Below are 24287 nucleotides of genomic sequence, written 5' to 3' on the forward strand. Positions count from 1 at the left end.
CGAACTTGTTAAGCTGGCTATTGCGACCGCATCGCAAAATCAGGCCAAAAGGTCGCCTCAATATGTCCGAGTCCCGCGCCGCCGCGCTCCGATCGCTTCTGTTCGCCTCCAGCGCCGCCGGCATGCTGGTCGCCGCGCCGGCCCTGGCCGCCGATGTAACGTCCGAGGGCGGCGTGATCGTCACCGCCGATCAGCAACAGCAACCGGCCAATCTCGGCACGATCGACGTCAACGGCCAACTGAAGAAGCGTCAGCCGGAAAGCCCCGAGTTCGTGGCGCCCCTGCTGGACACGCCCCGCTCGGTGACGATCATCCCGGAACAGGTCATCACCCAGACGGCGGCGACCTCGCTGGAAGACCTGCTGCGCAACTCCCCCGGCATCACCTTCGGCGCGGGCGAAGGCGGCCAGCCGCTGGCCGACCGGCCCTTCATCCGGGGCCAGTCGTCGGGCAACAACATCTTCGTCGACGGCGTGCGCGACGCGGGCGGCCAGCAGCGCGAGGTCTTCGACCTGGAGCAGGTCGAGGTCATCAAGGGCGCCGATTCCGTCTATTCGGGTCGCGGCTCGGGCGGCGGCAGCATCAATCTCAGCTCCAAGCAGCCGCGCCTGGCCGACGCCGTCAGCGCCAGCCTCGGCGCCGGCACGGACAGCTATTACCGCGCCACCGTGGACGGCAACTGGCGCCTGAACGACACCAGCGCCTTCCGTCTGAACCTGATGGCGACCGAGGGCGACGTCCCGGGCCGGGACGCGGTGGACTTCGAGAAGTACGGCCTGGCCATGGCCCTGGGCGTCGGCCTGGGAACCGACACTTCGGCCACGATCAACTACTACCACCTGACCGCCGACTCGATGCCGGACTACGGCATTCCGCTGGACCGAAAGCTGGACAACAACTGGGCGATCAAGACGACGGACAGCCGGATCCTGAACGTGCCCTACGACACCTTCTACGGCCTGAAGGCGCGCGACTACATGCGCAACGAGGTCGACAGCGTGACGGTCAAGCTGGAGCACAAGTTCAGCGACACCCTGACCCTGCGCAACCTGACCCGCTATTCCGAGACGCTGAACGACTATGTGCTGACCAATCCGGGCGACGGCGGCACGGCGGTTCTGGTCGGCGACACCTGGTGGATGAAGCGGGGTCTCAAGTCGCGCTGGAACCCAGCCGAGACCTTCGCCAATGTCACCGACCTGTACGGCAGTTTCACCACGGGCGGGCTGAAGCATGATTTCGACCTGGGCGTGGAATATTCGCGCGAGATCAACCGCAACGCCTCCTACAACATCACCACCACCAGCGGCTCGGCCTGTCCGACCGGCCTGACCGGCTTCGACTGCACGCCGGTCTATGATCCCAACCCGAACGATCCGTGGACCGGCTCGATCGCGCGCGGAGCCGAAACCCACTCCAACACCACCAGCTGGGGCGTCTATGGCGCCGACTCCATCGCCTTTGGGCCGAAGTGGTTGCTGAACCTGGGCCTGCGCTACGACCGTTACGAGACCGAAGGCACGTCCATCGCCCGCGGCGCCGCCACGCCGACCTTCCACGAGGGCGAGTGGGACTTCGTCAACTATCAGGTCGGCCTGGTGTACAAGCCCACCTCCAACACCAGCGTCTATGCGTCCTACGCCACCTCCTCGACGCCGCCCACCGTGTCCGGCGGCGACCAGAACGGCGCGAGCGGCGGCGAGGGCAGCGGCAATCTGGCGGGCCAGCTCCTCGATCCGGAAGACACCGAGAACTATGAGGTCGGCGCCAAGGCCGAACTGTTCGGCCAGCGGCTGACCCTCAGCGGCGCCCTGTTCCAGACGACGCGCAAGAACGCGCAAGTGCTGGTCGACACCGACCAGTACGCTCAGGTCGGCGAGGTCAAGGTCGAAGGGCTGGAGCTCGGCTTCTCGGGCAGCGTCACGCCGGCCTGGACCGTGTTCGGCGGCTATACCTATATGGACTCCGAGCTGGTTCGGGGCGCCGTCACCATCGTGGACGGCGCGCCTGTTCCGAGCGCCTTCGAAGGCGATCCGCTGGCCAATACGCCCAAGAACAGCTTCAGCCTGTTCACCACCTATCGCGTCCTGCCCAAGTTGAGCCTGGGCGGCGGTGTCTATTATGTGGACGACCGGTTCGGCGGAAACCAGGGCGGGGCCGGCGGCGGTTCGGCCGCCGTCTATGCGCCCAGCTACACCCGCCTGGACCTGTTCGCCTCCTATGACGTGACAGACCGCGCCAGCCTGCAGCTGAACGTCAAGAACGCCACGGATGAGGAATACATCATGCGGACCAACGGGGTTCACCATGCCGACCCCGCTCCGGGGCGGCAGGCGATCCTGGCGCTGAACCTGCGCTTCTAGAGGCCACGATCCCCGGCCTATATCTGGCGGCCCCGTCCTTCCGGCGGGGCCGTCTTTTCTTTTCGAGCGAGACCCGACCGTGCTGCTCCAGATCCCCGAAGTCTTTTCCAAGGCGGAAGTGAAGGCCCTGCGCGAGCGGCTGGACGCCGGTCCCTGGGCCGACGGCAATATGACTTCGGGCCACCAGTCGGCGACGGCAAAGCGGAACCAACAACTGCCGGAAGACTCGGACGTGGCGAAGGAGGTCTCGGCCCTGATCGTCCAGGCGCTGAACGCCAATCCGATGTTCGTGGCCGCCGCCCTGCCGCACACGATCTTTCCGCCTCTTTTCAACCGCTATGAGGGCGGGGGCGAGTTCGGGCTGCACGTGGACAACGCCATTCGCCAGCAGCGGGGCGGGGGTTCGGTCCGCATCCGCAGCGACCTTTCGGCCACCCTCTTCCTGTCGGAGCCCGAGGATTACGACGGCGGGGAACTGATCATCGAGGAGATGTATGGGCCCCAGTCGGTCAAGCTGCCGGCGGGGGATCTGGTGCTGTATCCGTCCAAGAGCCTGCACAAGGTCATGCCGGTGACGCGCGGGGCGCGGGTTTCATCCTTCATGTGGATGCAGAGCCTGATCCGCGACGACGGCGACCGGGAAATGCTGTTCCGGCTGGACGTGGCGACCCAGCGGGTGGCGACGGAGAAGGGGCCGAAGGATCAGGCGGTGATCGAACTGACCGGCGTCTATCACAACCTGCTGCGGCGCTGGTCCGAGGTTTGACGCCGGCCCGGTCCTTGTGACCTCGGGGCCTCAATCGGAGTTATAAGGTCGCAGCCGTGAACCAAGGCGGAGCTGGTCTATTGTGACCGGGATGTTCCAAGACACGCCCCCCGCACCGCCCGCCCAATTGTCTGAAATCACGGTGACGGCCGCCCGTCTGCCGCCCGCCGCCGCCGACGCCGCCTTTTCGGTGGTGCGGCTGGACCAGAGGGTGCTGGAGCGATCCGCCCGGCTGGACGAGGCCCTGCGGACCGTGCCGGCCGTGTCCCTGTTCCGCCGCACCTCCAGCCTGGCCGCCAATCCGACGACCCAGGGGATTTCGCTGCGGGCCATCGCGCCGTCCGGCGCGGGTCGGACCCTGGTGACGCTGGACGGGGTTCCGCTGAACGATCCGTTCGGGGGTTGGGTGATCTGGTCCCAGGTGGCGCCGGAATCGCTGGAGCGGGTGGATGTGGTGCGCGGCGCGGGGGCGGGGCCCTATGGCGCCGGCGCCCTGACCGGGGTCATCGGTCTGACGGAACGGGACAGCGGCGGGGTGTTGGACCTCTCGGTCGCCGAGCGCGGCGGGGCCAGGGTCGCGGGCTCCGGCTCCACCCGGATGGGCCTGTTCGGCGTGACCTTGTCGGGTCTGTACGAGACCAGCGACGGCTATACGCCGGTGCGCGGGCCGGCGGCGGGGGCGGCGGATAGGCCGCTGGACCTGGACAGCCGCAGCGCGGCCCTGCGGGTCGATGCGCCGCTGGACGGGCTGAACCTGCAAGGGGCGAACCTGTCGCTGCGGGCGGCGACCTGGGAGGAGGATCGCGGGTCCGGTCTGCTGAACACTCGGTCCAACGCCAGCGGGCACAGCCTGAGCGCCACGGCGGCCAAGGCGCCGCCCGTCGACGGGTACGGCTGGCGGCTGCAGGCCTGGCGGATCGAGAGCAATTTCGCCAACAGTTCGGCCTCGGTGGCGGCGGACCGGTCGACCACGACGCCGGCCAATAGTCAGTACAAGACCCCCGCCACGGGCTGGGGGCTGAACGCGGCCCTGCGCCGCCGCACCGCCGACGTCGCCGGCGGGCGGCTGGAATGGGAGGTCGGCGCCGACGCCCGGTTCAACGAGGGCGCGACCAACGAATTCTTCAGCAATTCCACCGGCGCGGGCTTTGCGCGCGGGCGTCGGGCGGGTGGCGAGACCTCGGTGGCCGGCGGTTATGTGGACGGGTCGTGGACCGGCGGGGACTGGTTGATCGCGGGCGGGCTGCGTTACGACCAGTGGAAGAACGAGGCGGGCTTCCGCTACGAATACACCCTGGCGACCGGCGCGCCGATCCTGGACGAGACGGACGAGGACCGGTCGGGCGAGGTGTTCAGCGCCCGTTTGGCGGCGCGACGGGATCTCAGCGGTCTGCTGGGCGCCGGCTACGCCTGGCGCGCGGCGGCCTATTCCGGTTTCCGGCCGGCGACGCTGAACGAACTGCACCGGCCGTTCCGGGTCGGCAACGACATCACCGAGGCCAATTCGGCGCTGGAGCCCGAGACCCTGCGCGGGATCGAGACAGGCCTGGCCTACGACCGTGCCGGAATCGCCTGGGGGGCGACGGTCTTCTGGAACGAGATCGAGGACGCCATCGTCAATGTCACGATCGGCGAGGGGCCGGGGACCTTCCCCCGCGCGGGCTTCGTGCCCGCCGGCGGGGTGCTGCGCCAGCGCCAGAACGCCGGAACCATCGAGGCCTGGGGCGTCGAGCTGAACGGGTCCGTCCAGGCGACCGAGGCCCTGTCGCTGAACGCGGCCTTGTCGTGGACCGACGCCGAGGTGGACGGCGGGACGGCGGCGCCGCAGCTGACCGGCCTGCGCCCGGCCCAGGCGCCGGAGTGGAGCGCGACAGCGGGCCTGGACTGGCGTGCGACGGAGCGGCTGAGCCTGGGGCTGGCCGCGCGCTATGAGTCGGCGCGGTTCGACGATGACCTGAACAGCCGGTCGCTGGATCCCGCCCTGACCCTGGACGCCCGGGCGGAGTGGGCGGCGCGCGAAGGCGTCATGGTCTGGGCCGCCTTGGACAACGCCTTTGATGAAGAGGTCGAGGTGTCGATGACCGGGACCGACGTCGCCGGCTACGCCCCGCCGCGCACGGTGCGGGCCGGGGTGCGATTCAGCTATTGACGCTCTCTGCGGCGAAATCGTCGCACGGACTGCTATTGAAAACGGTTCGCAACAGTGGCACAGCCACCTTGTGACCGAACGCGCCGCACACCCTCAGGCCGAGCTCCCCGCCAAGGACTCGAAGAAGCCGAAGGCGGCGCTGAACGGCGCGCGGTCCTTCTGGCTGAAACAACTGCATTCCTGGCACTGGATTTCGGCGGCGGTCAGTCTGGTCGGACTGATCCTGTTCGCGATCACCGGCGTCACCCTGAACCACGCGGCCTCGATCCCCGCCGATCCGGTGACGGTCGAACAGACGGCGGCCCTTCCGGCGCCCCTGGTGGCGCGTCTGGCCGACTTCCCCGAGGAGACGACCGATCCCGTCCCCGACGCCGTGGCGCGCTGGTCGGCGCAGACGCTGAAGGCCGAGATTGCCGGCAAGCCGACCGAAACCACGGCCGAAGAAATCTATGTGGCCCTGCCCACGCCCGGCGGCGACGGATGGGTGACCATCGACCGTTCAACGGGTGATGTGCTGCACGAGACGACGACACGGGGATGGATCGCCTACCTCAACGACCTGCACAAGGGGCGCAACGCCGGGGCGGTCTGGTTCTGGTTCATCGACGTCTTCGCCATCGCCTGCCTGATCTTCGCCCTGACGGGGCTGGGGCTGATGTGGCTGCACGCCAAGGGGCGGCCCTCCACCTGGCCGCTGGCGGCCCTGGGGCTGCTCGTGCCCGTCGTCATCGCCCTGATCTTCATTCATTGAGCTGAACTTCGCTGAGAGTGTCCCGGATGCGCCTTCTCCCTATCGTCGTCACCACCGTCGGCCTGGCCGCCGCCGCGCCCGCCCTGGCTGCGGACCTGTCGGTCACGGTCGATGTGCCGCGCCTGAACACCGCCTCCTATCACCGGCCCTATGTGGCGGTGTGGATCGAACGGCCGGACCAGACGGCGGTCCAGACCCTGGCGGTCTGGTACCAGCAGACCCGCAACAACGAGGGCGACGGCAAGGACTGGCTGAAGGACCTGCGCACCTGGTGGCGCAAGGGCGGCCGGGCCATGAGCCTGCCGGCCGACGGCGTCTCGGGCGCCACCCGCGCGCCGGGTCGCCAGACCATCACCGTGCCCGCCGCCCGCCTGCGCGGCCTGCAGCCGGGCCAGTACACCGTCGTTGTCGAGGCGGCGCGCGAACTGGGCGGCCGCGAGGTCGTGCGCGTGCCCTTCCGCTGGGGCGGCGCCAATACCGCCAACGCCTCCGGCTCCACCGAACTGGGCGCCGTGCGCGTCACCGTCTCTCGCTGAGGAACAGATCCATGAAAAAGACGATCACGCTTCTGGCCTTCGCCGCCGCCCTGGCGGCCCCGATGGCCGCCCAGGCCCACCGCGCCTGGATGGCGCCGACCTCGACCAGCCTGTCGGGCAATGACGCCTGGGTCGGATTCGACGCCGGCATGTCGAACGGGGTCTTCATCCCCGACCACGCCGCCATGCGGATGGGCGGTCTGGTGGTGACGGCGCCGGACGGCTCGGCCGTTCAGCCCGAACACCTGATGCAGGGCCAGTACCGCACCACCTTCGATGTCCATCTGACGCAGAACGGCACCTACAAGGTCGCCAATGTGATGAACGGCATCATGGCCAGCTACACCTTGAACGGTGAACAAAAGCGCTGGCGCGGCTCGGCGGCCGAGTTCCCTTCGGCCTTGCCGCAGGGCGCGACCAACGTGCAGGCGACCCGTACATCAAGCCGGATCGAGACCTTCGTCACCCTGAACAACCCGACCGACACGGTCTTCACCAATGCGCGGGACGGTCTGGAGATGATCCCGGTCACCCACCCGAATGATCTGGTGGCGGGCGAACCGGCGACCTTCAAACTGTCGAAAGACGGGTTGCCGGCCGCCGGCCTGGAAGTGACGGTGGCGCGTGGCGGCCTCCGCTATCGCGACAATCCCGAGGAATCGACGGTGACCACCGGCGTCGACGGCGCCTTCACCGTCACCTGGCCGGAAGCGGGCCTGTACTGGCTGAACGCTTCAGTCCGCACCCCGGCTGAGGGCGACACGATAGCTTCGAACGCTTCCTATGTGGCGGTGATGGAAGTCCTGCCCTAAGCCACGGGCATGTCCGACACCCCCTTCTCGCGCGGATCCCGCGCGGCCCCGCCCACGGTCTCCCTCGGCGACCCGGTTCCGCTTGCGGACCGGGCCGACAACGGGGTGCTGATTCCGCCGATGGATGGGGTTCCGCCCCGTCCGCCCGGCGACCGGATCCTGTCGCTGGGCGGCCCGACCATGGGAACGACCTGGAGCGCGCGGGTGATCGGCCCGCCGGGTCTGAGCGAGGCGGCGGTCCAGGCGGCCGTGGAGGAAGAACTGGCGGCGGTGATCGCGGTCTTCAGTCCGTGGGAGCCGTCCAGCGAGATCAGCCGCTTCAACGCCGCGCCCGAAGGCGTGTGGGCGGTTTCCCAGCCCTTCTGGGACCTGCTGGACGCCGCCATGGACCTGGGCGACGAGACGAACGGCGCGGTCGATCCGACCCTGGGCGCCCTGGTCGACCTGTGGGGGTTCGGCCCGCCCGGACCGCGTTCGCCCCTGCTGCCCGTGCCCTCGGACGAAGAGGTCGAGGCGGCGCTGAAATTGTCCGGTTGGCAAAAGCTGCGGCTGAACCGCGAGGCGCGGGCGGTCATGCAGTTGGGCGGCATGAGGCTGGACGTCTCCGGCATCGCCAAGGGGCATGCGGTGGACCGGGTCTCGGACCGGCTGACGGCCATGGACGCGACCTCGCACCTGGTCGAGATCGGCGGCGAGTTGAAGGGGCGCGGCGTTAAGCCAGACGCCCAACCCTGGTGGGTCGAGATCGAGCGGGTCGAGGGCTCGACCGCGCCGCGCACAGTGGCGGCCCTGTACGATCTGGCCATGGCGACCAGCGGCGACTATCGCCGCGCCTTCGAACATAACGGCCGCCTGTATCCGCATACGCTGGACGGATCGACCGGGCGGCCGGTGAGCAACGCCCTGGCGTCGGTGACGGTGCTGCACGCCTCGGCCATGAAGGCCGACGCCTACGCCACGGCCCTGACGGTCATGGGGCCGTTCGAGGGGTCGGACTATGCCGAGGCGGTCGGCCTAGCCGCCCATTTCGTCGAGCGGACCGAGCGTGGCCTGGTCGAACGGATGACGCCCGCCTTCGCCGCCATGATGGACGACCCCGCCCTGGAGGGGCCGGGGTGACGCACGAGCCGGCGCGTTGGCTGTGGGCCGCCGGAGCGACGGTCCTGTGGTTGGTCCTGACCGGCTTCATCGTCTGGCGCGAACGCCGGGCGAAGGCGGCGGCGCGCGCCCAATCGGACGCCATGGCCGGAGACGGCGAGAGCGTGCTGGTCGCCTTCGCCAGCCAGACGGGTTTCGCCGAGCAACTGGCCTGGATGACGGCCAGGGCCCTGCAGGACGGCGGGGTGGGGGCGCGGGTTTTGTCCTTCGCCGATCTGGACAGCGCGACGCTGAAGGCCGCAGGCCGGGCCTTGCTGATCGTGTCCACGACGGGCGAGGGCGATCCGCCTGACGCGGCGGCGCGGTTTGTGCGCAAGACCATGGGGCAGGGGGCGGATCTGACGGGCTTGCGCTTCGGCCTGCTGGCCCTGGGCGACCGAAGCTATGACCAATTCTGCGGCTTCGGCCATGCGGTGGACGGCTGGCTGCGACGGTCGGGCGCCGAACCCCTGTTCGACCTGGTCGAGGTCGACAACGGCGAGGCCGGGGCCATCCGCCGCTGGCAGCACCAGTTGAACCAGATCACCGGCCGTCTCGCGGCGCCCGACTGGGCGCCGGCGGTCTTCTATCCGTGGCGGCTGGTCGAACGGACCCTGGTCAATCCGGGCAGTCCGGGCGGGCCGGCCTATCACCTCGCGTTCGAACCGGTCGGGTCTGCGCCGGACTGGGCGGCGGGCGATATCGCGGAAGTGGGCCTGCCGGAACGCGACGGGGCGACGCCTGGCGCGCGCGAATATTCCATCGCCTCCCTGCCGTCTGACGGGCGGGTCGAGTGCCTGATCCGGCTGATGCGCCATCCGGATGGGACGCCGGGTCTGGCGTCCGGCTGGCTGACCCAGGATCTGGCGGTCGGCGACGAGATCGGCATGCGGCTGAGGACCAACCGCAGCTTTCACGGGCCGGCGGACGAGACGCCGATGATCCTGATCGGCAACGGCACGGGAATCGCGGGATTGCGGGCGCATCTGAAGGCGCGGAGCCCGGCCGGGGGCGGGGCCTGGCTGTTGTTCGGCGAGCGGACGCGGGCGCACGACGCCTTCTTCGACGCTGAGCTTCAGGGATGGCTGGAGTCGGGCGTACTGCGTCGGCTGGATCGCGCCTTCTCGCGCGATGCGGGCGACGGCCGCTATGTGCAGGATCTGGTCGCCGGGGCGGCGGACGAACTGCGCGACTGGATCGGTCGCGGTGCCACCATCCATGTCTGCGGCAGTCTGGAGGGCATGGCCGCAGGCGTTCATGCGGCGCTGGAGACCGCCTTGGGCGCCGAGGCTCTGCTGGACCTGCTCGAAACCGGTCGTTACCGCCGCGACGTCTATTAGGGCTGCCGCCCGCCGGGCCTTCCTGCCATCAATGGCGCAATGAATGGGAGGAACCGATGATTTCCATGCTGCTGGCGGCGGCGCTTTCGACCCTGCCGCAAACGCCCGCCGCTCCGGCTGGGTACGCCCTGACCTGGTCCGACGAATTCTCTGGCGACGGCCTGCCCGACGCCTCGAGGTGGCGATACGACACCCAGGCCAACAAGACCGGCTGGTATAACGAGGAACTGCAGTACTATTCCGCCGCGCGGCCCGAGAACGCCCGGATCGAGGACGGCGTCCTGATCATCGAGGCGCGGCGAGAGACCCTCAACCCGCCCCCGGCCGACTGGGGCGGACAGGCCTACACCTCGGCGCGGATGATCTCGACCTCCGCCTGGTCACGCGGTTTCATCGAGACGCGCGCCAAGATCCCTTGCGGACGCGGCAGTTGGCCGGCCATCTGGATGTTGCCCGAAAAGGCGGTCGGCTGGCCCATCGGCGGCGAAATCGACATCATGGAGCACGTCGGCCATCGCCCCGGCGTGGTGCACGGCTCGATCCACACCGAGGCCTACAACCATGTGAAGGGCACCCAGAGCACGGCGACGCGCCAGGTCGCGGACGCCTGCGACGCCTTTCACCGCTATCAGGTGCGCTGGACGCCGGACGAGATCGTCTTCCTGATCGACGACCAGCCCTTCCACCGCTTCGCCAACGACCAGGCGCGCGATGTGGAGACCTGGCCGTTCGACAAGCCGTTCCACCTGATTCTGAACGTCGCCGTGGGCGGAACCTGGGGCGGCGAGGAGGGCGTCGAAGACGCCGTCTTCCCGCAGCGGATGGAGGTCGACTACGTCCGGGTCTATCAGCCGGCCGACTGATCCAGTCGGCCCAGCAGGTCGACCGCGAAGCTGGACAGGGTGTCGTCGCGGGCGCCCATGACGATGATCCGGTCGCCCGGTTGCGCCATCTCCACGATCCGGTCGCCGCATTCGGCGCGGGTCGGCAGGGCCTGTGCCTGACGGCCGGCGGCGCGGACTCCGGCGGCGATGTCCTCCGAGCCCACGCTGCGGTCGGTGGTGCCGCCGTAGTAGACCGGCTCAGGCATCAACAGGACGTCGTCGGGACGCATCAGGCCGGCGAAACCGTCGATGAACTCGGACTTCATCAGCTTCAGCGGACCGAAGCCGTGGGGCTGGAACAGGATCAGCAGGCGGCCGTCGAAGGCGTGCAGGGTCTTGAGCGTGGCGGCGATCTTGTCCGGGTTATGGGCGAAGTCGTCGATGACGGTGATGTCGTTGACAGTCCCGACCACCTCCATCCGGCGACGGATGCCGGCGAAGGTCTCCAGCGCCTTGACCGCCTGGCCCGTCGGCACGTCCAGCGCCTTGACCGCACCCAGGGCCGCAAGCGCATTGGCGACATTGTGGGCGCCGGGGACGTTCAGGACGACGTCGTATTCGCTCCAGCCCTCCATCAGGCGGAACTTCATGCCCGTGGGCGTCGGCTGAAGGTCGTAGGCGGACAGGTCGGCCTTTTCCTCGCCAAGGGCGAAGGTGATCGCTTTCCCGGCCGGAAGCGTCTGGACCAGGGCGGCGGTCTCGGGATTGTCGAGGTTCAGCACCGCCGTGGTCGCGCGGCCGGTGAAGCCGCCGAACAGGTCGCGCAGCTCCTCCATCGACTTGTGATCCAGCGAGATGTTGGAGACGACGGCGACGGTGGGGTCATAGCCGGCGATGGAGCCGTCGGACTCGTCCACCTCGGCGACAAACAGGTCGGAGGCGCCAACCAGGGCGCTGGCGAACGGATGGTCGGCGTCGGCGAAATTCTTCATCACCGCGCCGTTGACCACGGTGGGGTTGCGGTCGGTCTGGCTCAGGATCCAGGCGATCATGCCGGTGATGGTGGACTTGCCGCTGGTGCCCGCGACGCCGACCGAGGTCGGGGCGGCGTTGAACAGCTGGCTGAGCAGCTGGGGCCGGGTCTTGATGACGGCGCCGACGCGGCGGGCGGCGCCTATGTCGGGCACGGTGTCTTCAATCGCGCCGGTGGCCACCACGGTCTGGGCTGAACGGGTCACGCCGGAACCGTCCTGGGGATGCAGGGTCACGCCATGGGCGCGCAGCCAGTCGAACTTCTCGGGCGTGCGGCCCTGGTCCAGCGCGCGGTCGGAACCTTCGATACGGTGGCCCTGGGCCTGGACGATCAGGGCCAGGGGCAGCATGCCCGACCCGCCGATGCCGCAGAAGAAATAGGAGGCGTCTTGGTTCATGCCCCCTTAGAACAGGGGATCGGGCCGGTCCGCCAGTGCAGGATCGCAATATTCGACGAAGAAGACGGACGTGACGAGCAACACCTTCAAGATCGGCGTCGTCTGCGCCAGTTCGCGCTTCTCCAAGGAGCGCGCCGAGACCGTCGAGGCCTGGATGGCCGAGCATCATCCCGACGGGGATGTGGCGGTGGTTTTCCACCCCGCCTGTTTCCTGAAACACGGCCACTTCGCCGGGGACGACCGGGCGCGGGCCGACGCCTTCGTCGAGTTCGCCAATGACCCGCGCATTGATGCGATCTGGTTCGCGCGCGGCGGCTATGGATCCTGCCGCATCGCCGAGTCGGTCATTCCGCGCCTGAACGCCGTGGCCCGAAAGAAGCGCTATATGGGCTATTCCGACGCAGGAAGCCTGCTGGCCGGAATGTACAGGGCCGGGTTCGAACACCTGGCCCACGGCCCGATGGCCTCGGATGCGGTGCGCCGCGACGAGGCGGCGCGCGGCGCCCTGGCCTGGCTGACGACCGGACGCACCGACTGGATCGAACCCTCGCTGGCGATCGATCCGCGACCCGCCGTCGCCTTCAACCTGACCATCCTGGACCAACTGGTCGGCACGGCGCTGGAGCCCGATCTGTCGGGCCACGTCCTGATGCTGGAGGAGGTGTCGGAGGCCGCCTATCGGATCGACCGGATGATGTTTCACTTGACGGGGCAGGAGTCCATCCGACGTGTTGCCGGAATTCGCCTGGGACGTGTTTCCGATGTCACGCCAAACGATCCCGATTTCGGACAGACTCCGGAGGAGATTGTTCGATACTGGTGCCTGAGATCCGGCATAGAATTCCTGGGACCGGCCGATATCGGGCACGACGACGCCAACAAGGTAGCGCCCTTCGGTCGCGGCTGAGGCGAACCGCTCGAGACGCAAAAGACACAGTCTCGCCTTGATCTGCCGGCCCGCGCCTGACGCCCTCTCGACACGTCCTGCGTCTGCACGTCAGATGCAGGTCCGCGAGGCGTTAGGACTTCGTTAAGCCAAGGCGTTGGGGGACGCTGCGGTTTACGCCTTCTGCGATGCGGCGGTTCGTTCGGACTTCGGGGGATGCCCGGACGAACCGCCTGATCGTTCTCCGATCATCGACGGGCCCGATCATCGACGTGAAGCGCCGCAAGGCTTATGGATCGCCCGGTGCGTTTCGACGAAAGATTCATCGATGAACTGAAGGCCCGCCTTCGGCCGTCCGACGTGATCGGGCGGACGGTGAAGCTCAAGCGGCAGGGGCGGGAATATGTCGGCCTGTCGCCCTTCTCGAAGGAGAAGTCGCCGTCCTTCTTCGTCAATGACGACAAGGGCTTCTTCCACGACTTCTCGTCCGGCAAACACGGCGACATCATCTCCTTCCTGCAGGAGACCGAGCGGCTCAGCTTCGTCGAGGCGGTGCAGCGGCTGGCCGGCGAGGCGGGGATGCAACTGCCGGCCGAAGACCCCAAGGAGGCCGAGCGCGAACAGAAGCGCCTGGGCCTGTCCGAGTGGATGGACCTGGCCCAGAAGTGGTTCGCCGCCAATCTGAGGCGCACGCCGGGCAAGGCGGCGCGCGAATATCTGGAAAAGCGCGGCCTGCCCGAGGATCAGTGGGAGCGGTTCGGCCTGGGCTATGCGCCCAATGACCGCGAAGGGCTGAAACAGGCCCTGGTCCAGCGCGGGGCGCGACCGGCCGAGCTGGTCGAGGCCGGGTTGCTGATCTCGCCGGAAAGCGGAGGGCAGCCCTATGACCGGTTCCGCGACCGGCTGATGTTCCCCATCCTGGACGCGCGCGGCCGGATCGTCAGCTTCGGCGGCCGGGCCATGAACCCCGACGACCGGGCCAAATATCTGAACGGTCCCGAAAGCCCGCTGTTTCACAAGGGGGCGACGCTGTACGGCCTGCCCGAGGCGCGGCGTATCCTGGGGGCGGAGAGCCGGAACGACCAGACCATCATCGTGGTCGAAGGCTATATGGACGTCATCGCCTGCCAGCGCGCGGGCCTGCCGGCCGTGGCGCCCATGGGCACGGCCCTGACGGAAGAGCAGATGGAGCGGCTGTGGCGGGTCAGCCATGAGCCGGTGCTGTGTTTCGACGGCGATGCGGCGGGGCTGCGGGCGGCCTATCGCGCCATCGAACGGTCGCTGCCGCTGCTGAAGCCGGGGCGGTCGTTCCGGTTCTCTCTGCTGAGCGGCGGTCAGGACCCCGACGACATCCTGCGCGACAAGGGGGCGCCGGCGCTGCGCCAGGCCCTGGCCGACACCCACGGCTTCGCCGAGGTGCTGTTCCGTCGCGAGCAGGATCTGGAGCCGCTGGACACGCCGGAGCGCAAGGCCGGTTTCAAGGCGCGGCTGCGTAACACCGCCTCGGCCATTCAGGACAAGGATCTGGCGGAGCAGTACCGCCGCGACCTGTTCGACCGGTTCGACGCCCTGTTCCCGCGCTCGCCGGCGCGGGCGCCCTGGACGCCGGGGCAGGGGCGCGGCCGCTTCGGCCCGCCGCCGAAACTGGGTCAGACGGTCGAGGGCGCCCAGGCGATGCAGTCGCTGTTTCGGGCGGTCAGTCCGGTGGCGGCGGCCCTGGCCTATGCCGCAATCGACGACATTGAGCGGCTTGACGACCATCTGGAGGAGGTCAGCGTCCAGGGCTTCGGAGACGCCTCGCTTGAGGGGCTGGCCCAGGAACTGGTGCGGCTGCGCCTGTCCGGTCAGGCGTCGGATGCGGCCGTGGTGCGGCATCGGTTGCGCGACTCCGGCTTCGATCCGCTGTTGAAAGAGATCGAGAAGGCGGCGTCCAAGTCGGGCGCCTCCTTCCTGTCGTCGGACCTGACCGTGGCGGAATCACGCGCCCACTGGCTGAAGGTGTTTGGTCTAATGACGCATCTGGCCGCCCTGTCGCGCGCCATCGAGACGGCCAAACAGGATATGGGCCAGGGCACGGGCATCGACTCCCTGGTGCGTCTGAAGGCCGAGCGCGACGCCATCATCCGGTCGTTCGCAGCGCCCGACTTCTGGACCACCCTGGTCTGAGGCGCGCCGATTGGCGGGCTTCACGATCTGGAGTAGTCTCGCCGCCATGGATGGTTCCCAGCCTGTCAGGATCACACGCGAAGGCGACCATCAGGTCGTCCACCTGCCGAGCGGCGTCGCCGTTCCGGCGGACGCCGTAGTGCGTCAGGACGGAGAGCGGCTGATCATCGAACGGGCGGGGCCGCGGATGGGGTCGTCCGCTCGTCTTCTGGCGCGTCTCGCGACGATGGAGCCGATTGATGAGGAGTTGGGGGAGATCGACGATCCTCCGCCTGAGCCGGTCGATCTTTGATCCAGTATCTGCTCGACACCAACATCGTCTCCGACCTTTTGAAGGATCCGGCGGGTCGATCCTCGCAGCGTATGGCGTTGATCGACCCCAGCGCCATTTGCATCAGCGTCGTTGTGTTGGCGGAACTGCGCTTCGGGTTTGCAAAGAAGAAGTCGTTTCGGCTCATGTCACGGCTCGAAAGCCTGTTGGACGATTTCGCGGTTCAGGCCTGGGCCGAGCCGGCGGACCGACAGTACGCTGAGGTTCGCTCCGCACTCGAACGCGCCGGAACGCCCATCGGGGGCAACGACCTGCTGATCGCCGCCCACGCCCTGGCGATGGATTGCATCCTCGTCACCGACAATGAACGCGAGTTCGCGCGCGTGCCGGGTTTGCGGGTCGAGAACTGGCTGCGCGCGGATTGAGGCGGATACGCTTGACTCTGCCCGCCTGCGACGCCATCTGGCGCAATCGGGTCATGATGCCTTAGTGCGCGAGGTCGAGAAGGCGGCGGCGAAGTCCGGCGCGCCATTCCAGGCCGCAAATGCGCCCCTCGCCGAGGCAAGGGTCCGATGGTCGCAGGCGTCGATGACGCCTCGGTCCTGGCGTGAGATGCGCCGGGGCAGGATGAAGAGTTCCGCCGGCTAGGGTCGAGCGGGATGTGCTTCGTCGTGCGATCAAAGCCGGGACGATTTGGGAAGACAGCGCGGGCGCGTAACCTTACGCCTCGCCAGGCATTGTATTTTTCGCCGGGGTGGATTGATCACCCCCTCCGGCTGGAGACGAACTGACTATGAACGCACAGACCGAGACGCAGGACGCCGAGGTTACGACCGACGGGCCCCTGCTCGATCTGACCGACGCCGGCGTCAAGAAATTCATCAAACAGGCCAAGGCGCGCGGCTATGTGACGATGGAGGAGCTGAACAAGGTCCTGCCTTCGGAAGAAGTCACCCCCGACGCCATCGAAGACACCCTGGCTATGCTGTCGGAAATGGGCGTCAACGTCGTTGAGGCCGAAGAGGACGCGCAGGAGCAGCAGTCCACCGACGTCGCCGCCACCGCCTCTACGGGCGTGGCCGAAGCGCCCGCCAAGGCCGCCTATGACCGCACGGACGACCCGGTGCGGATGTATCTGCGAGAGATGGGTTCGGTCGAACTGCTGAGCCGCGAGGGCGAAATCGCTATCGCCAAGCGGATCGAGGCCGGTCGCGACGCCATGATCTCGGGTCTGTGCGAAAGCGCCCTGACCTTTGAGGCCATCATGGTGTGGCGTGACGAGCTTGAGAACAACCGCATCCTGCTGCGCGAGGTCATCGACCTTGACGCCACCTACGGCGTGCTGAACCCCTCGTCCCTGCCCGGCGCCGTCCAGCCCGAGGCGGAAGAGGAAGAAGAGGCCGAAGAAAAGCCGGCCGCTGAAGAAAAGCCCGAGTCAGACGACGACGATGACGATGATTTCGACGACGGCGGCGGCATGTCCGTGTCGGCGCTGGAAGCCGAGCTGCGCGACGGGGTGATGGAGGTGTTGAACCTCATCGCCGCCGACTTCAGCGAGTTCCGGGGGCTGCAGGACAAGCTGGTCCAGACCCGCCTGAAGGGCGAGGTGCTGAGCGCCAAGGACTCCAAGGCCTATCAGACGCTGACGAAATCCATCTCGGATCGTCTGAAGACGATGAAGCTGAACAACAACCGTATCGAGGCCCTGGTCGAGCAGCTTTATGCGATCAACAAGCGCCTGATCGGTCTGGAAGGGCGCCTGCTGCGCCTGGCCGACAGCTACGGCATCTCGCGGCCTGAGTTCCTGAAGGCCTATTTCGGCGCCGAACTGGACCCGACCTGGACCGAGCGGATCAAGGAACAGGGCGTGCGCTGGACCAAGTTCAGCGACAACGAAGCCAGCCAGATCTCCACCATCCGCGCCGACGTCGCCGCCGTGGCCCTGGAAGCCGGCCTGCCGATCGACGACTATCGCCGCATCGTCCAGACGGTGCAGAAGGGCGAGCGCGAAGCCCGTCAGGCCAAGAAGGAAATGGTCGAGGCCAACCTGCGCCTCGTGATCTCCATCGCCAAGAAATACACCAACCGCGGCCTGCAGTTCCTGGACCTGATCCAGGAGGGCAACATCGGCCTGATGAAGGCGGTCGACAAGTTCGAGTACCGCCGCGGCTACAAGTTCTCGACCTATGCCACCTGGTGGATCCGTCAGGCGATCACTCGGTCCATCGCCGACCAGGCGCGGACTATCCGCATCCCGGTGCACATGATCGAGACGATCAACAAGATCGTCCGCACCAGCCGCCAGATGCTGCACGAGATCGGCCGCGAGCCGACCCCGGAAGAACTGGCCGAGAAACTGGCCATGCCGCTGGAGAAGGTGCGCAAGGTCCTGAAGATCGCCAAGGAGCCGATCTCGCTGGAAACCCCGATCGGGGACGAGGAAGACAGCCACCTGGGCGACTTCATCGAGGACAAGAACGCCGTCCTGCCCATCGACGCCGCCATCCAGTCGAACCTGCGCGAGACCACGACCCGCGTGCTGGCGTCGCTGACGCCGCGCGAGGAACGGGTGCTGCGGATGCGGTTCGGCATCGGCATGAACACTGACCACACGCTGGAAGAAGTCGGCCAGCAGTTCTCGGTGACGCGCGAACGGATCCGTCAGATCGAGGCCAAGGCGCTGCGCAAGCTGAAACACCCCAGCCGGTCGCGGAAGCTGCGGTCCTTCCTGGACAGTTGAAGACGATCAGGGGCGGCGCCGAAAGGGCCGCCCCTTTTGCCGTCAGCTGGGCGTTTCGACGACCAAGCCGACGATGCGCCGAACCAGCGGCAGGATCAGCAGCAGCACTGGGAAGGCGATCAGCCAAGACAGGCCCCAAGCCTGCATCCAGGCGGAGGGGAAGGCCGGAACGAAGCCCAGATTGCGCGCCGTGGCGATGGCCGAGACCACGAAAGTCATGAACAGTGACAGGATCAGGGGCATGATGACCGGCGCATAGCGCGCGGGCAGTCGGCGGAAGCGGATGATCGCAGGGTGAGGGTGCATGTGTGCGTCTCTCAATTTGGTCTTCGGCAATGGGCATCCGCCGGAAAGTCCGGCCCCGGCCGAAAACCGGGATGGATGCGTTGCCTGACGTGAGACGCTTACGATCGCCTGGGCGACGGGGCGCATATATCAGTTTGCGGGGTGGTCGCAACAGGCCCGACCTTTCTCTGGAACGGCTACCAGGGGCGCAGGAATAGGTCGGACTTGCCGTCGTCCTGAATTGCTGGTCTGGGGTCTGATGGGTCGAAAACACGTCAATCTGGGCTGCGCGCCCGACAAGGCCGACCTGCCGCAAAAGCGCTGCGTCGCCTGCGGCCTGTCGTTCGCGTGGCGCAGGAAGTGGGCGCGGGACTGGGATCAGGTGCGGTTCTGTTCGGATCGGTGTCGCGCGGCCGGCGCATCGCCGGAACGGCGATAGGCGGCTCTCCGCCTCGTGACCGACGCGCCATCGGGAATCGGATAGGATTCGAGCGATGGCTTCCAATGTCCTGATGATGCGTGTGTCGGTCGGTCTGGCGGTCCTGCTGATCCTGAGCGGCTGCGTGCGGCGCGCGCCCGAGCCGCTGCGGCCGTCGCCCTATCCGGGACGGACGCCTGCGCCCCTGGTCGGGGGGCTGATCGACCGGCCTGTCGATGGGGGAACCCAGGGGGCGGTGGTGCGCGTGGGCGCGGACCTGGGGCGATGCCTGGCCGAACTGAGCGCCGCGCGCGTGACGTTCAGCCCCGCCCCGGATCGAACCAACAGCGCCAGTTGCGGCCTGAGACAGGGCGGGGTGCTGGGCGCCGACATGGGCACGGTGGCGCGGATGGCGCCGGGGGATGTGCAGATGACCTGCCAGACGGCCCTGGCCCTGAGCATCTGGCGGCGGCAGTCGCTGGAGCCGGCGGCGCGCCAGATTCTGGGCTCGGACGTGGTCCAGATCGACCATATGGGGGCCTACGCCTGTCGCAATGTGAACAACGGTGTGGGGTCCAGCCGGGTCAGCGCCCACGCCCAGGCGGCGGCGCTGGATTTCGCCGGGGTTCGGCTGCGCGACGGGCGGCGCATCACGGTCACGAACGACTGGAACGGCGACGCGCCCGAGGCCCGTTTCCTGCGCCGCATCCGCGACGACGCCTGCCGCATCTTCGGCACGACCCTGAGCCCCGATTATAATGCGGTGCATTTCGACCATCTGCATCTGGAAGCCACCGACACGCGTTTCTGCCGCTAGGCGGCGAGCCATTCCGGCGTCCGCCCGGTCAGGGACAGACGCATGGCGCCGAGGTTGAAGGTCTTTACCTGGTCGGACGGATTTCACGCCTTCACCGTCGCCGCGAGCTCGCGCCCCAAGGCGCTGGAGGCCTGGGGGTCGAAGCAGGACCTGTTCGCCACGGGCCTGGCCAGCCAACTGAGCGGCGGCCCCGACCATGACGCCGCCCTGGCGGCGCCGGGCGAGGTGATCGAGCGCGGCCTGGCGATCGATGTCGGCAAGATCGGAAAGGCGGCCAGGCCGAAGGCTGCGGGACCGTCGAAAGCCCGGCGTGCGAAGCTGGAAAGACTGCAAGCCGAGCTGGACCGGCTGGACGCCGACCATCAGGCCGCCTCGTCGTCCCTCGACGATCAGCTTGAAGCACTGAAGGCGAAGCGGGCGAACCTGGAACAGGCCTATGGCGCGCGCCGCAAGACGCTGACCCGGAACCTCAAGGCGGCCCGGGGCTGATCAGGCGGTGGCGCGGCCGCTTTCCGTCAGATGCGCGCCCTTTTGGCCCACCGTCTCCAGGGCCGAGATCAGGGCGCGGACGTCGATGGGTTTGGCGACGACGGCGTCCATGCCATGGGCCAGGCACTCGTCGCGCTGATGCGGCATGGCGTTGGCGGTCAGGGCGATGATCGGAGTACGGGGCAGACCCTGGGCGGCCTCGCGTTCGCGGATGGCGCGGGCGGCGCCGAAACCGTCCAGGACCGGCATCTGCACGTCCATGAGGACCATGTCCCAATCGCCGCCCAGCCAGGCCTCGACCGCCTGGGCGCCGTTTTCGACGATCGTCGGCTCGATGCCGAATTGACCCAGCAGGGTTTGCAGGACCAGGCGGTTGATGGCGTTGTCCTCGGCGGCCAGAACCCGCAGACCGGCGTCGCCCTGTCTGACGTCGGAGGCGGACGGGGCGGGCGTTCCGACCGCTGGGCCGAGCCAGGGCAGGGGAAGGACGACGGTGAAACGGGACCCCTCGCCCGGCCGGCTGTCGACGTCGATCCGGCCCTGCATCAGCCGGGTCAATTCGTGCACGATCGACAGGCCCAGTCCCGTGCCGCCGAACTGGCGCGTGGTCGAGGCGTCAGCCTGGGCGAACGGATTGAAGATGCGCGCGATGACCTCGGTCGTCATGCCCACGCCTGTGTCGGCGACGGTCAGGACCAGGGTCTGGCCGTCGCGGCGCGCCGCGATGTCGATGCGGCCCTGAGCCGTGAACTTGAGGCTGTTGGAGATCAGGTTCGACAGGATCTGCCGCAGGCGGGTCGGATCCCCGCGATAAAGGCCGGCGGCGTCGCCGAGATCCAGCGCCAGGATCAGGCCCTGATCGTCGGCGGTGGACGCATAGGTCGAGCGGAGATTGCCCAGCAGGATCCCCAGATCGAAGGCCACGCTTTCCAGCTCCATCTTGCCGGCCTCGACCTTGGACAGGTCAAGGATGTCGTTGAGGATGGTCAGCAAGGCGGCGCCGGACTCGGCGACGATGTCCAGGCGTTCGCGTTGCAGGGCCGGCAGGGGATCGGCCTGCATGGCCTGGGTCATGCCGAGTATGCCGTTCATGGGCGTCCGGATTTCGTGGCTCATCACCGCGAGGAACTGGGACTTGGCGCGACTGGCCGCCTCGGCCCGTTCGGCGAGCCGCCGCATTTCCGTGACGTCCCAGTTGGCGCCGACCAGCCTGTCCGGCGCGCCGCCGACGCCGCGTTCCAGGCTGCCGAATCCCTTGATGTGCCGGATCTCTCCGTCCGTCCGGCGTATGCGGAACTCGGTGTCCAGCAGAAGGCCGTTCAGGGCGGCGGCGGTGTCTCTTTGGAGCGTTTCGCGGTCATCCTCCAGAACGAAACTGGTGAAGAAATCGAGGTCCAGGACGTCAGGCGCCGGGGTGAGGAAGAGGTCGAACATCTCCGGCGACCACGACAGGGCGTTGGTGTTCAGGTCCAGTTCCCAGATTCCGATCTGGGCGGCGCGGGCGGCCAGGGTGGCGCGGTCGGCCAGCTTGAGCCGCTCGGCTTCCGCCGCCTTGCGGCCGGCGATATCCTGGACGTGAGAGATATAGAACAGGGGCTCGCCCGCCGCGCTGCGAACCAGGGAGACGGTGCGAGCCGCCCAGGCGACGCCGCCATCCTTGCGGATATAGCGTTTCTCGATCTCGTAGGACGGGATGCGGCCGGAGGTCAGTTGTTCGAACAGGACGAGATCGGCGTCCAGATCGTCGGGATGGGTCACGTCCCGGAAATTGACCGTCCTGAGTTCGTCGCTGCTGTACCCCAGAAAGCGACGCAGGGCGGCGTTGCCGTTCAGCCAGACGCCGTCCAGCCCGAATACGGCCGTGCCGATGGGCGAATGTTCGACCGCCTGACAGAACTGCGCCACATCGAATGTGGCGATGTCCGTCGTCTGACCGCTCGGCATGGGCAGCTTCCCCGTGGAAGACCAAGTCTGCCGCGAAGATATTGCAACGGGGTGAACGGACGGTCGCGGAGGGCGACCGACCTCAGGCTTCGAAGATCGTCTCGAAGCCGCCGACGACCATCCGCCTGCCGTCGAAGGGCATCTCCATCTCGTGGAAACGCGGGTCCTCCATCATCTTCTTCTCGGCGGCGTCGCCGGTCGCCTTGTCGGGCCAGATGATCCAGGACAGGACCACGGTTTCGTCGGGCTCAAGCTTCACCGCCATCTTGAAGTCGGTGTGCTTGCCGTCGCGAATATCGACGCCCCAGTTCTCGACGACGGCCAGGGCGCCGAACTCCTTGAAGATGGGCGCGGCGGCCTGGGCGCACCTCAGATAGGCGTCCTTGTCCGCCGTCTTCACCGGGGTCACGAAGCCGGTCACATAGGTCATGGTCGTTCTCCTCAGTTGTTGGTTTCGGCCAGTTCGGCCAGTTGGTCGGCGACGGCGCCCCAGCCCTGTTCGAAGCCCATGGCGCGGTGGGTCTGCATCGCCTTTTCGTCCCAATGGCGGGCGACGGCTGTGTAGCGGGTGGCGTCGCCCTCGGGTTCGAAGGTGTCGATACGGACGAAGTTCATCTCGCCCGCCTGCGGAAGCCAGCCCTCGGTCAGCGCGCCGGTCGAGACCAGCCGACGGCCGGGGACCACCTCCAGGAAGACGCCGGAATAGGCGTGTCGCTCGCCCTCGGGCGACTGCATCTCCACATTGGCGCGGCCGCCGGGGCGAAGGTCCCAATCGACGACGGGCGTGGTCCAGGGCCGGGGGCAGAACCATTCCCCTGTCCGCTCGACATAGATCTTCCACACGGCTTCGGGCGAGGCCTGGATCAGGCGGGTGACGCTGAGTTCGAAGTGGTCGGACATGTCAGGTCTCCCGCTCAGACCGGCGTCAGTTCGTGGGCGGCGAAGGCTTCGGGGCCGGCGGCGATGGCGGCGGGGTCCATCCACATGGTCTCCCAGATATGGCCGTCCGGGTCCGCATAGCTGCGGCCATACATGAAGCCATAGTCCTGAGGTTTGTTGGGGTCCGCCGTTCCGCCGGCCGCCCCGGCCTGGGCAACCACCGCATCGACCGCCTCGCGGCTGTCGCGCGACAGGCACAACAGCATCTGGGCCGAGGCGTGGGCGTCGGGGATCGCCCGATCGGTGAAAGTGCGCCATTTGTCGTGGGTCAGCAGCATGACGTGGATCACGTCCGACAGGACCATGCAGGCTGCGGTATCGTCGCTGAACATCGGGTTCTTCGTGGCGCCGACGGCTTCATAGAAGGCGATGGACCGGTTCAGGTCGGCGACGGGCAGATTGATGAAAATCAGCTGGGTCATACGTCTCTCCTCTCCCTATGTTTGCTAACCGTGCCGCGTGAGATTAGAACAGTCAACCATGAAGTTAGAAAAAGTAACTACCAAGTCGGGTCGGCGGTATCACGACGCGTGCGGCGCCGCGCACGGGCTGGATCTGGTGGGCGAGCGTTGGGCGCTTCTGGTGGTGCGTGAACTGATGATGGGTCCGCGTCGGTTCGGTGATCTGAGAAAGGATCTCTGCGGCCTGTCCGCCAATGTGCTGACGCAGCGGCTGGAGGGACTGGAGGCGGCGGGCGTGGTGCGTCGTCGCAAGCTGCCGCCGCCGGCCTCGGTGCAGGTCTATGAGCTGACGGACTGGGGGTATGAGATCGAACCGGTCTTTTTGGTTCTGGGCCGCTGGGCCGCACGGTCGCCGGCGCATGATCCGACGCTGCCGATCAGCGCCGTCTCGATCATGCTGTCGTTCAAGACGATGTTCGACGCCGGTCGGGCCGGGAAGGCCGCCATGGCGCTCGGCATCATCTTCGACGACGAGAGTTTCCAGGTGACGGTGTCCGAAGGTCGTCTTCAGGCGCAGCGCGGCCGGATCGCGGGCGCGGACGTGACGGTGACGACCCGGCCGCCGCTGCTCGCCGCCGCCGTCTACGGCAAGGTTCCGCTCTCGACCCTGGCGGCGGACATGACGATTGACGGAGACCAGGGGGTGTTCGAGCGGTTCATCGACTTCTTCCACCTCCCGGAAAAAGCGACGGAAAGCGTGGCCTTAGCAAGGTTTGGTAACACCTGAGCCTTAGCACAAGCTTCTCAGGTTGCTTTGGAGGCG

At 67.6% G+C, this 24287-nt stretch carries 24 protein-coding genes; 18 read left to right on the forward strand and 6 right to left on the reverse strand.

The annotated features are described in order from the left end of the window. The first annotated feature begins 62 nt into the window (after positions 1–62). The 9 genes from ACW18C_RS02325 to ACW18C_RS02365 all read left to right on the forward strand — a co-directional run bounded on the left by ACW18C_RS02325 (position 63) and on the right by ACW18C_RS02365 (position 10717). A complete protein-coding gene (locus tag ACW18C_RS02325; RefSeq protein WP_492072589.1) occupies positions 63–2363 on the forward strand; it encodes a TonB-dependent receptor in 2301 nt (766 codons plus the stop codon). 79 nt (positions 2364–2442) lie between these two features. Continuing rightward, the gene (locus ACW18C_RS02330; RefSeq protein WP_492072591.1) at positions 2443–3129 is read left to right on the forward strand and encodes a Fe2+-dependent dioxygenase; all 687 of its coding nucleotides are present in this window, start codon (positions 2443–2445) and stop codon (positions 3127–3129) included. 91 nt (positions 3130–3220) lie between these two features. Further along, entirely contained in the window at positions 3221–5278 is a 2058-nt protein-coding gene (locus ACW18C_RS02335) for a TonB-dependent receptor (protein WP_492072593.1), read from the forward strand. Positions 5279–5348: 70 nt separating this feature from the next. Next, positions 5349–6029, forward strand: a complete 681-nt coding sequence (locus ACW18C_RS02340; RefSeq protein ID WP_492072595.1) for a PepSY-associated TM helix domain-containing protein — start codon at positions 5349–5351, stop codon at positions 6027–6029. 26 nt (positions 6030–6055) lie between these two features. Beyond that, positions 6056–6565, forward strand: a complete 510-nt coding sequence (locus ACW18C_RS02345; RefSeq protein WP_008262166.1) for a DUF2271 domain-containing protein — start codon at positions 6056–6058, stop codon at positions 6563–6565. Between the two features lie 11 nt (positions 6566–6576). Continuing rightward, positions 6577–7377, forward strand: coding sequence for a DUF4198 domain-containing protein (locus ACW18C_RS02350; protein WP_492072597.1), 801 nt, complete (start codon positions 6577–6579; stop codon positions 7375–7377). 9 nt (positions 7378–7386) lie between these two features. Further along, positions 7387–8496, forward strand: a complete 1110-nt coding sequence (locus tag ACW18C_RS02355) for an FAD:protein FMN transferase (RefSeq protein ID WP_492072599.1) — start codon at positions 7387–7389, stop codon at positions 8494–8496. Next, positions 8493–9854: a sulfite reductase subunit alpha gene (locus ACW18C_RS02360; RefSeq protein WP_492072601.1), complete on the forward strand. Its 1362-nt coding sequence runs from the start codon at positions 8493–8495 to the stop codon at positions 9852–9854. Before ACW18C_RS02355 ends, ACW18C_RS02360 begins: the two co-directional genes overlap by 4 nt. Before the next feature lie 56 nt (positions 9855–9910). Beyond that, complete coding sequence (locus ACW18C_RS02365; protein ID WP_492072603.1) at positions 9911–10717, forward strand: glycoside hydrolase family 16 protein; 807 nt, start codon at positions 9911–9913, stop codon at positions 10715–10717. Here ACW18C_RS02365 and ACW18C_RS02370 read toward each other — a convergent pair. After that, positions 10702–12108 carry a UDP-N-acetylmuramate--L-alanine ligase gene (locus ACW18C_RS02370; RefSeq protein WP_492072605.1) on the reverse strand — a complete coding sequence of 469 codons (1407 nt, stop codon included), beginning with the start codon at positions 12106–12108 and terminating at the stop codon, positions 10702–10704. The two genes, ACW18C_RS02365 and ACW18C_RS02370, sit on opposite strands and share 16 nt — an antisense overlap. A gap of 70 nt (positions 12109–12178) precedes the next feature. Between ACW18C_RS02370 and ACW18C_RS02375 the strand changes: the two genes are divergently transcribed. The 5 genes from ACW18C_RS02375 (at position 12179) to rpoD (ending at position 18171) form a co-directional block, all read left to right on the forward strand. Beyond that, on the forward strand, positions 12179–13015 hold the full coding sequence (locus ACW18C_RS02375; RefSeq protein ID WP_492072607.1) for an LD-carboxypeptidase: 837 nt from the start codon (positions 12179–12181) through the stop codon (positions 13013–13015). Between the two features lie 282 nt (positions 13016–13297). Continuing rightward, entirely contained in the window at positions 13298–15160 is a 1863-nt protein-coding gene (gene dnaG / locus ACW18C_RS02380; protein WP_492072609.1) for a DNA primase, read from the forward strand. 46 nt (positions 15161–15206) lie between these two features. Then, positions 15207–15452 (forward strand): hypothetical protein, encoded by a 246-nt coding sequence (locus ACW18C_RS02385; protein WP_492072611.1) that lies wholly within the window; start codon positions 15207–15209, stop codon positions 15450–15452. A gap of 38 nt (positions 15453–15490) precedes the next feature. Next, positions 15491–15856 carry a type II toxin-antitoxin system VapC family toxin gene (locus ACW18C_RS02390; protein ID WP_492073956.1) on the forward strand — a complete coding sequence of 122 codons (366 nt, stop codon included), beginning with the start codon at positions 15491–15493 and terminating at the stop codon, positions 15854–15856. Positions 15857–16224: 368 nt separating this feature from the next. Next, on the forward strand, positions 16225–18171 hold the full coding sequence (rpoD, locus tag ACW18C_RS02395) for an RNA polymerase sigma factor RpoD (RefSeq protein ID WP_492072613.1): 1947 nt from the start codon (positions 16225–16227) through the stop codon (positions 18169–18171). A 42-nt stretch (positions 18172–18213) separates the two neighbouring features. On the opposite strand, the gene ACW18C_RS02400 is transcribed toward rpoD, so the two are convergent. Continuing rightward, positions 18214–18477, reverse strand: a complete 264-nt coding sequence (locus ACW18C_RS02400; protein WP_081836160.1) for a DUF2798 domain-containing protein — start codon at positions 18475–18477, stop codon at positions 18214–18216. A 238-nt stretch (positions 18478–18715) separates the two neighbouring features. Here ACW18C_RS02400 and ACW18C_RS02405 point away from each other — a divergent pair, with 238 nt between their 5' ends. The 3 genes from ACW18C_RS02405 to ACW18C_RS02415 are packed head-to-tail and all read left to right on the forward strand — an operon-like array spanning position 18716 to position 20180. Then, on the forward strand, positions 18716–18895 hold the full coding sequence (locus tag ACW18C_RS02405; RefSeq protein ID WP_492072615.1) for a DUF2256 domain-containing protein: 180 nt from the start codon (positions 18716–18718) through the stop codon (positions 18893–18895). Between the two features lie 55 nt (positions 18896–18950). After that, positions 18951–19691 (forward strand): extensin-like domain-containing protein, encoded by a 741-nt coding sequence (locus ACW18C_RS02410; protein WP_492072617.1) that lies wholly within the window; start codon positions 18951–18953, stop codon positions 19689–19691. A 42-nt stretch (positions 19692–19733) separates the two neighbouring features. After that, entirely contained in the window at positions 19734–20180 is a 447-nt protein-coding gene (locus ACW18C_RS02415; RefSeq protein ID WP_492072619.1) for a hypothetical protein, read from the forward strand. Here ACW18C_RS02415 and ACW18C_RS02420 read toward each other — a convergent pair whose 3' ends face one another. The 4 genes from ACW18C_RS02420 to ACW18C_RS02435 form a co-directional block, all read right to left on the reverse strand. Beyond that, on the reverse strand, positions 20181–22124 hold the full coding sequence (locus tag ACW18C_RS02420; RefSeq protein WP_492072621.1) for an ATP-binding protein: 1944 nt from the start codon (positions 22122–22124) through the stop codon (positions 20181–20183). An 82-nt stretch (positions 22125–22206) separates the two neighbouring features. Then, positions 22207–22554: a DUF1428 domain-containing protein gene (locus ACW18C_RS02425; RefSeq protein WP_035307799.1), complete on the reverse strand. Its 348-nt coding sequence runs from the start codon at positions 22552–22554 to the stop codon at positions 22207–22209. 11 nt (positions 22555–22565) lie between these two features. Then, positions 22566–23024 (reverse strand): SRPBCC family protein, encoded by a 459-nt coding sequence (locus tag ACW18C_RS02430; protein ID WP_492072623.1) that lies wholly within the window; start codon positions 23022–23024, stop codon positions 22566–22568. Between the two features lie 14 nt (positions 23025–23038). Next, positions 23039–23485: a VOC family protein gene (locus tag ACW18C_RS02435; protein ID WP_492072625.1), complete on the reverse strand. Its 447-nt coding sequence runs from the start codon at positions 23483–23485 to the stop codon at positions 23039–23041. A gap of 58 nt (positions 23486–23543) precedes the next feature. Here ACW18C_RS02435 and ACW18C_RS02440 point away from each other — a divergent pair, with 58 nt between their 5' ends. Then, entirely contained in the window at positions 23544–24251 is a 708-nt protein-coding gene (locus tag ACW18C_RS02440) for a winged helix-turn-helix transcriptional regulator (RefSeq protein WP_492072627.1), read from the forward strand. Positions 24252–24287 lie beyond the last annotated feature (36 nt).

It is taken from the genome of Brevundimonas sp. FV1ye7S (genome assembly GCF_058680995.1).

What these genes read in the sequence shown, in the direction of transcription:
- ACW18C_RS02335 (WP_492072593.1), top strand. Translation starts at nt 3,221, where the DNA reads ATGTTCCAAGACACGCCCCCCGCACCGCCCGCCCAATTGTCTGAAATC.
- ACW18C_RS02385 (WP_492072611.1), top strand. Translation starts at nt 15,207, where the DNA reads ATGGATGGTTCCCAGCCTGTCAGGATCACACGCGAAGGCGACCATCAG.
- ACW18C_RS02435 (WP_492072625.1), bottom strand. Translation starts at nt 23,485, where the DNA reads ATGACCCAGCTGATTTTCATCAATCTGCCCGTCGCCGACCTGAACCGG.
- ACW18C_RS02405 (WP_492072615.1), top strand. Translation starts at nt 18,716, where the DNA reads ATGGGTCGAAAACACGTCAATCTGGGCTGCGCGCCCGACAAGGCCGAC.
- ACW18C_RS02325 (WP_492072589.1), top strand. Translation starts at nt 63, where the DNA reads ATGTCCGAGTCCCGCGCCGCCGCGCTCCGATCGCTTCTGTTCGCCTCC.
- ACW18C_RS02370 (WP_492072605.1), bottom strand. Translation starts at nt 12,108, where the DNA reads ATGAACCAAGACGCCTCCTATTTCTTCTGCGGCATCGGCGGGTCGGGC.
- ACW18C_RS02430 (WP_492072623.1), bottom strand. Translation starts at nt 23,024, where the DNA reads ATGTCCGACCACTTCGAACTCAGCGTCACCCGCCTGATCCAGGCCTCG.
- ACW18C_RS02410 (WP_492072617.1), top strand. Translation starts at nt 18,951, where the DNA reads ATGGCTTCCAATGTCCTGATGATGCGTGTGTCGGTCGGTCTGGCGGTC.
- ACW18C_RS02355 (WP_492072599.1), top strand. Translation starts at nt 7,387, where the DNA reads ATGTCCGACACCCCCTTCTCGCGCGGATCCCGCGCGGCCCCGCCCACG.
- ACW18C_RS02350 (WP_492072597.1), top strand. Translation starts at nt 6,577, where the DNA reads ATGAAAAAGACGATCACGCTTCTGGCCTTCGCCGCCGCCCTGGCGGCC.
- ACW18C_RS02425 (WP_035307799.1), bottom strand. Translation starts at nt 22,554, where the DNA reads ATGACCTATGTGACCGGCTTCGTGACCCCGGTGAAGACGGCGGACAAG.
- ACW18C_RS02415 (WP_492072619.1), top strand. Translation starts at nt 19,734, where the DNA reads ATGGCGCCGAGGTTGAAGGTCTTTACCTGGTCGGACGGATTTCACGCC.
- ACW18C_RS02400 (WP_081836160.1), bottom strand. Translation starts at nt 18,477, where the DNA reads ATGCACCCTCACCCTGCGATCATCCGCTTCCGCCGACTGCCCGCGCGC.
- ACW18C_RS02365 (WP_492072603.1), top strand. Translation starts at nt 9,911, where the DNA reads ATGATTTCCATGCTGCTGGCGGCGGCGCTTTCGACCCTGCCGCAAACG.
- rpoD (WP_492072613.1), top strand. Translation starts at nt 16,225, where the DNA reads ATGAACGCACAGACCGAGACGCAGGACGCCGAGGTTACGACCGACGGG.
- ACW18C_RS02345 (WP_008262166.1), top strand. Translation starts at nt 6,056, where the DNA reads ATGCGCCTTCTCCCTATCGTCGTCACCACCGTCGGCCTGGCCGCCGCC.
- ACW18C_RS02420 (WP_492072621.1), bottom strand. Translation starts at nt 22,124, where the DNA reads ATGCCGAGCGGTCAGACGACGGACATCGCCACATTCGATGTGGCGCAG.
- ACW18C_RS02440 (WP_492072627.1), top strand. Translation starts at nt 23,544, where the DNA reads ATGAAGTTAGAAAAAGTAACTACCAAGTCGGGTCGGCGGTATCACGAC.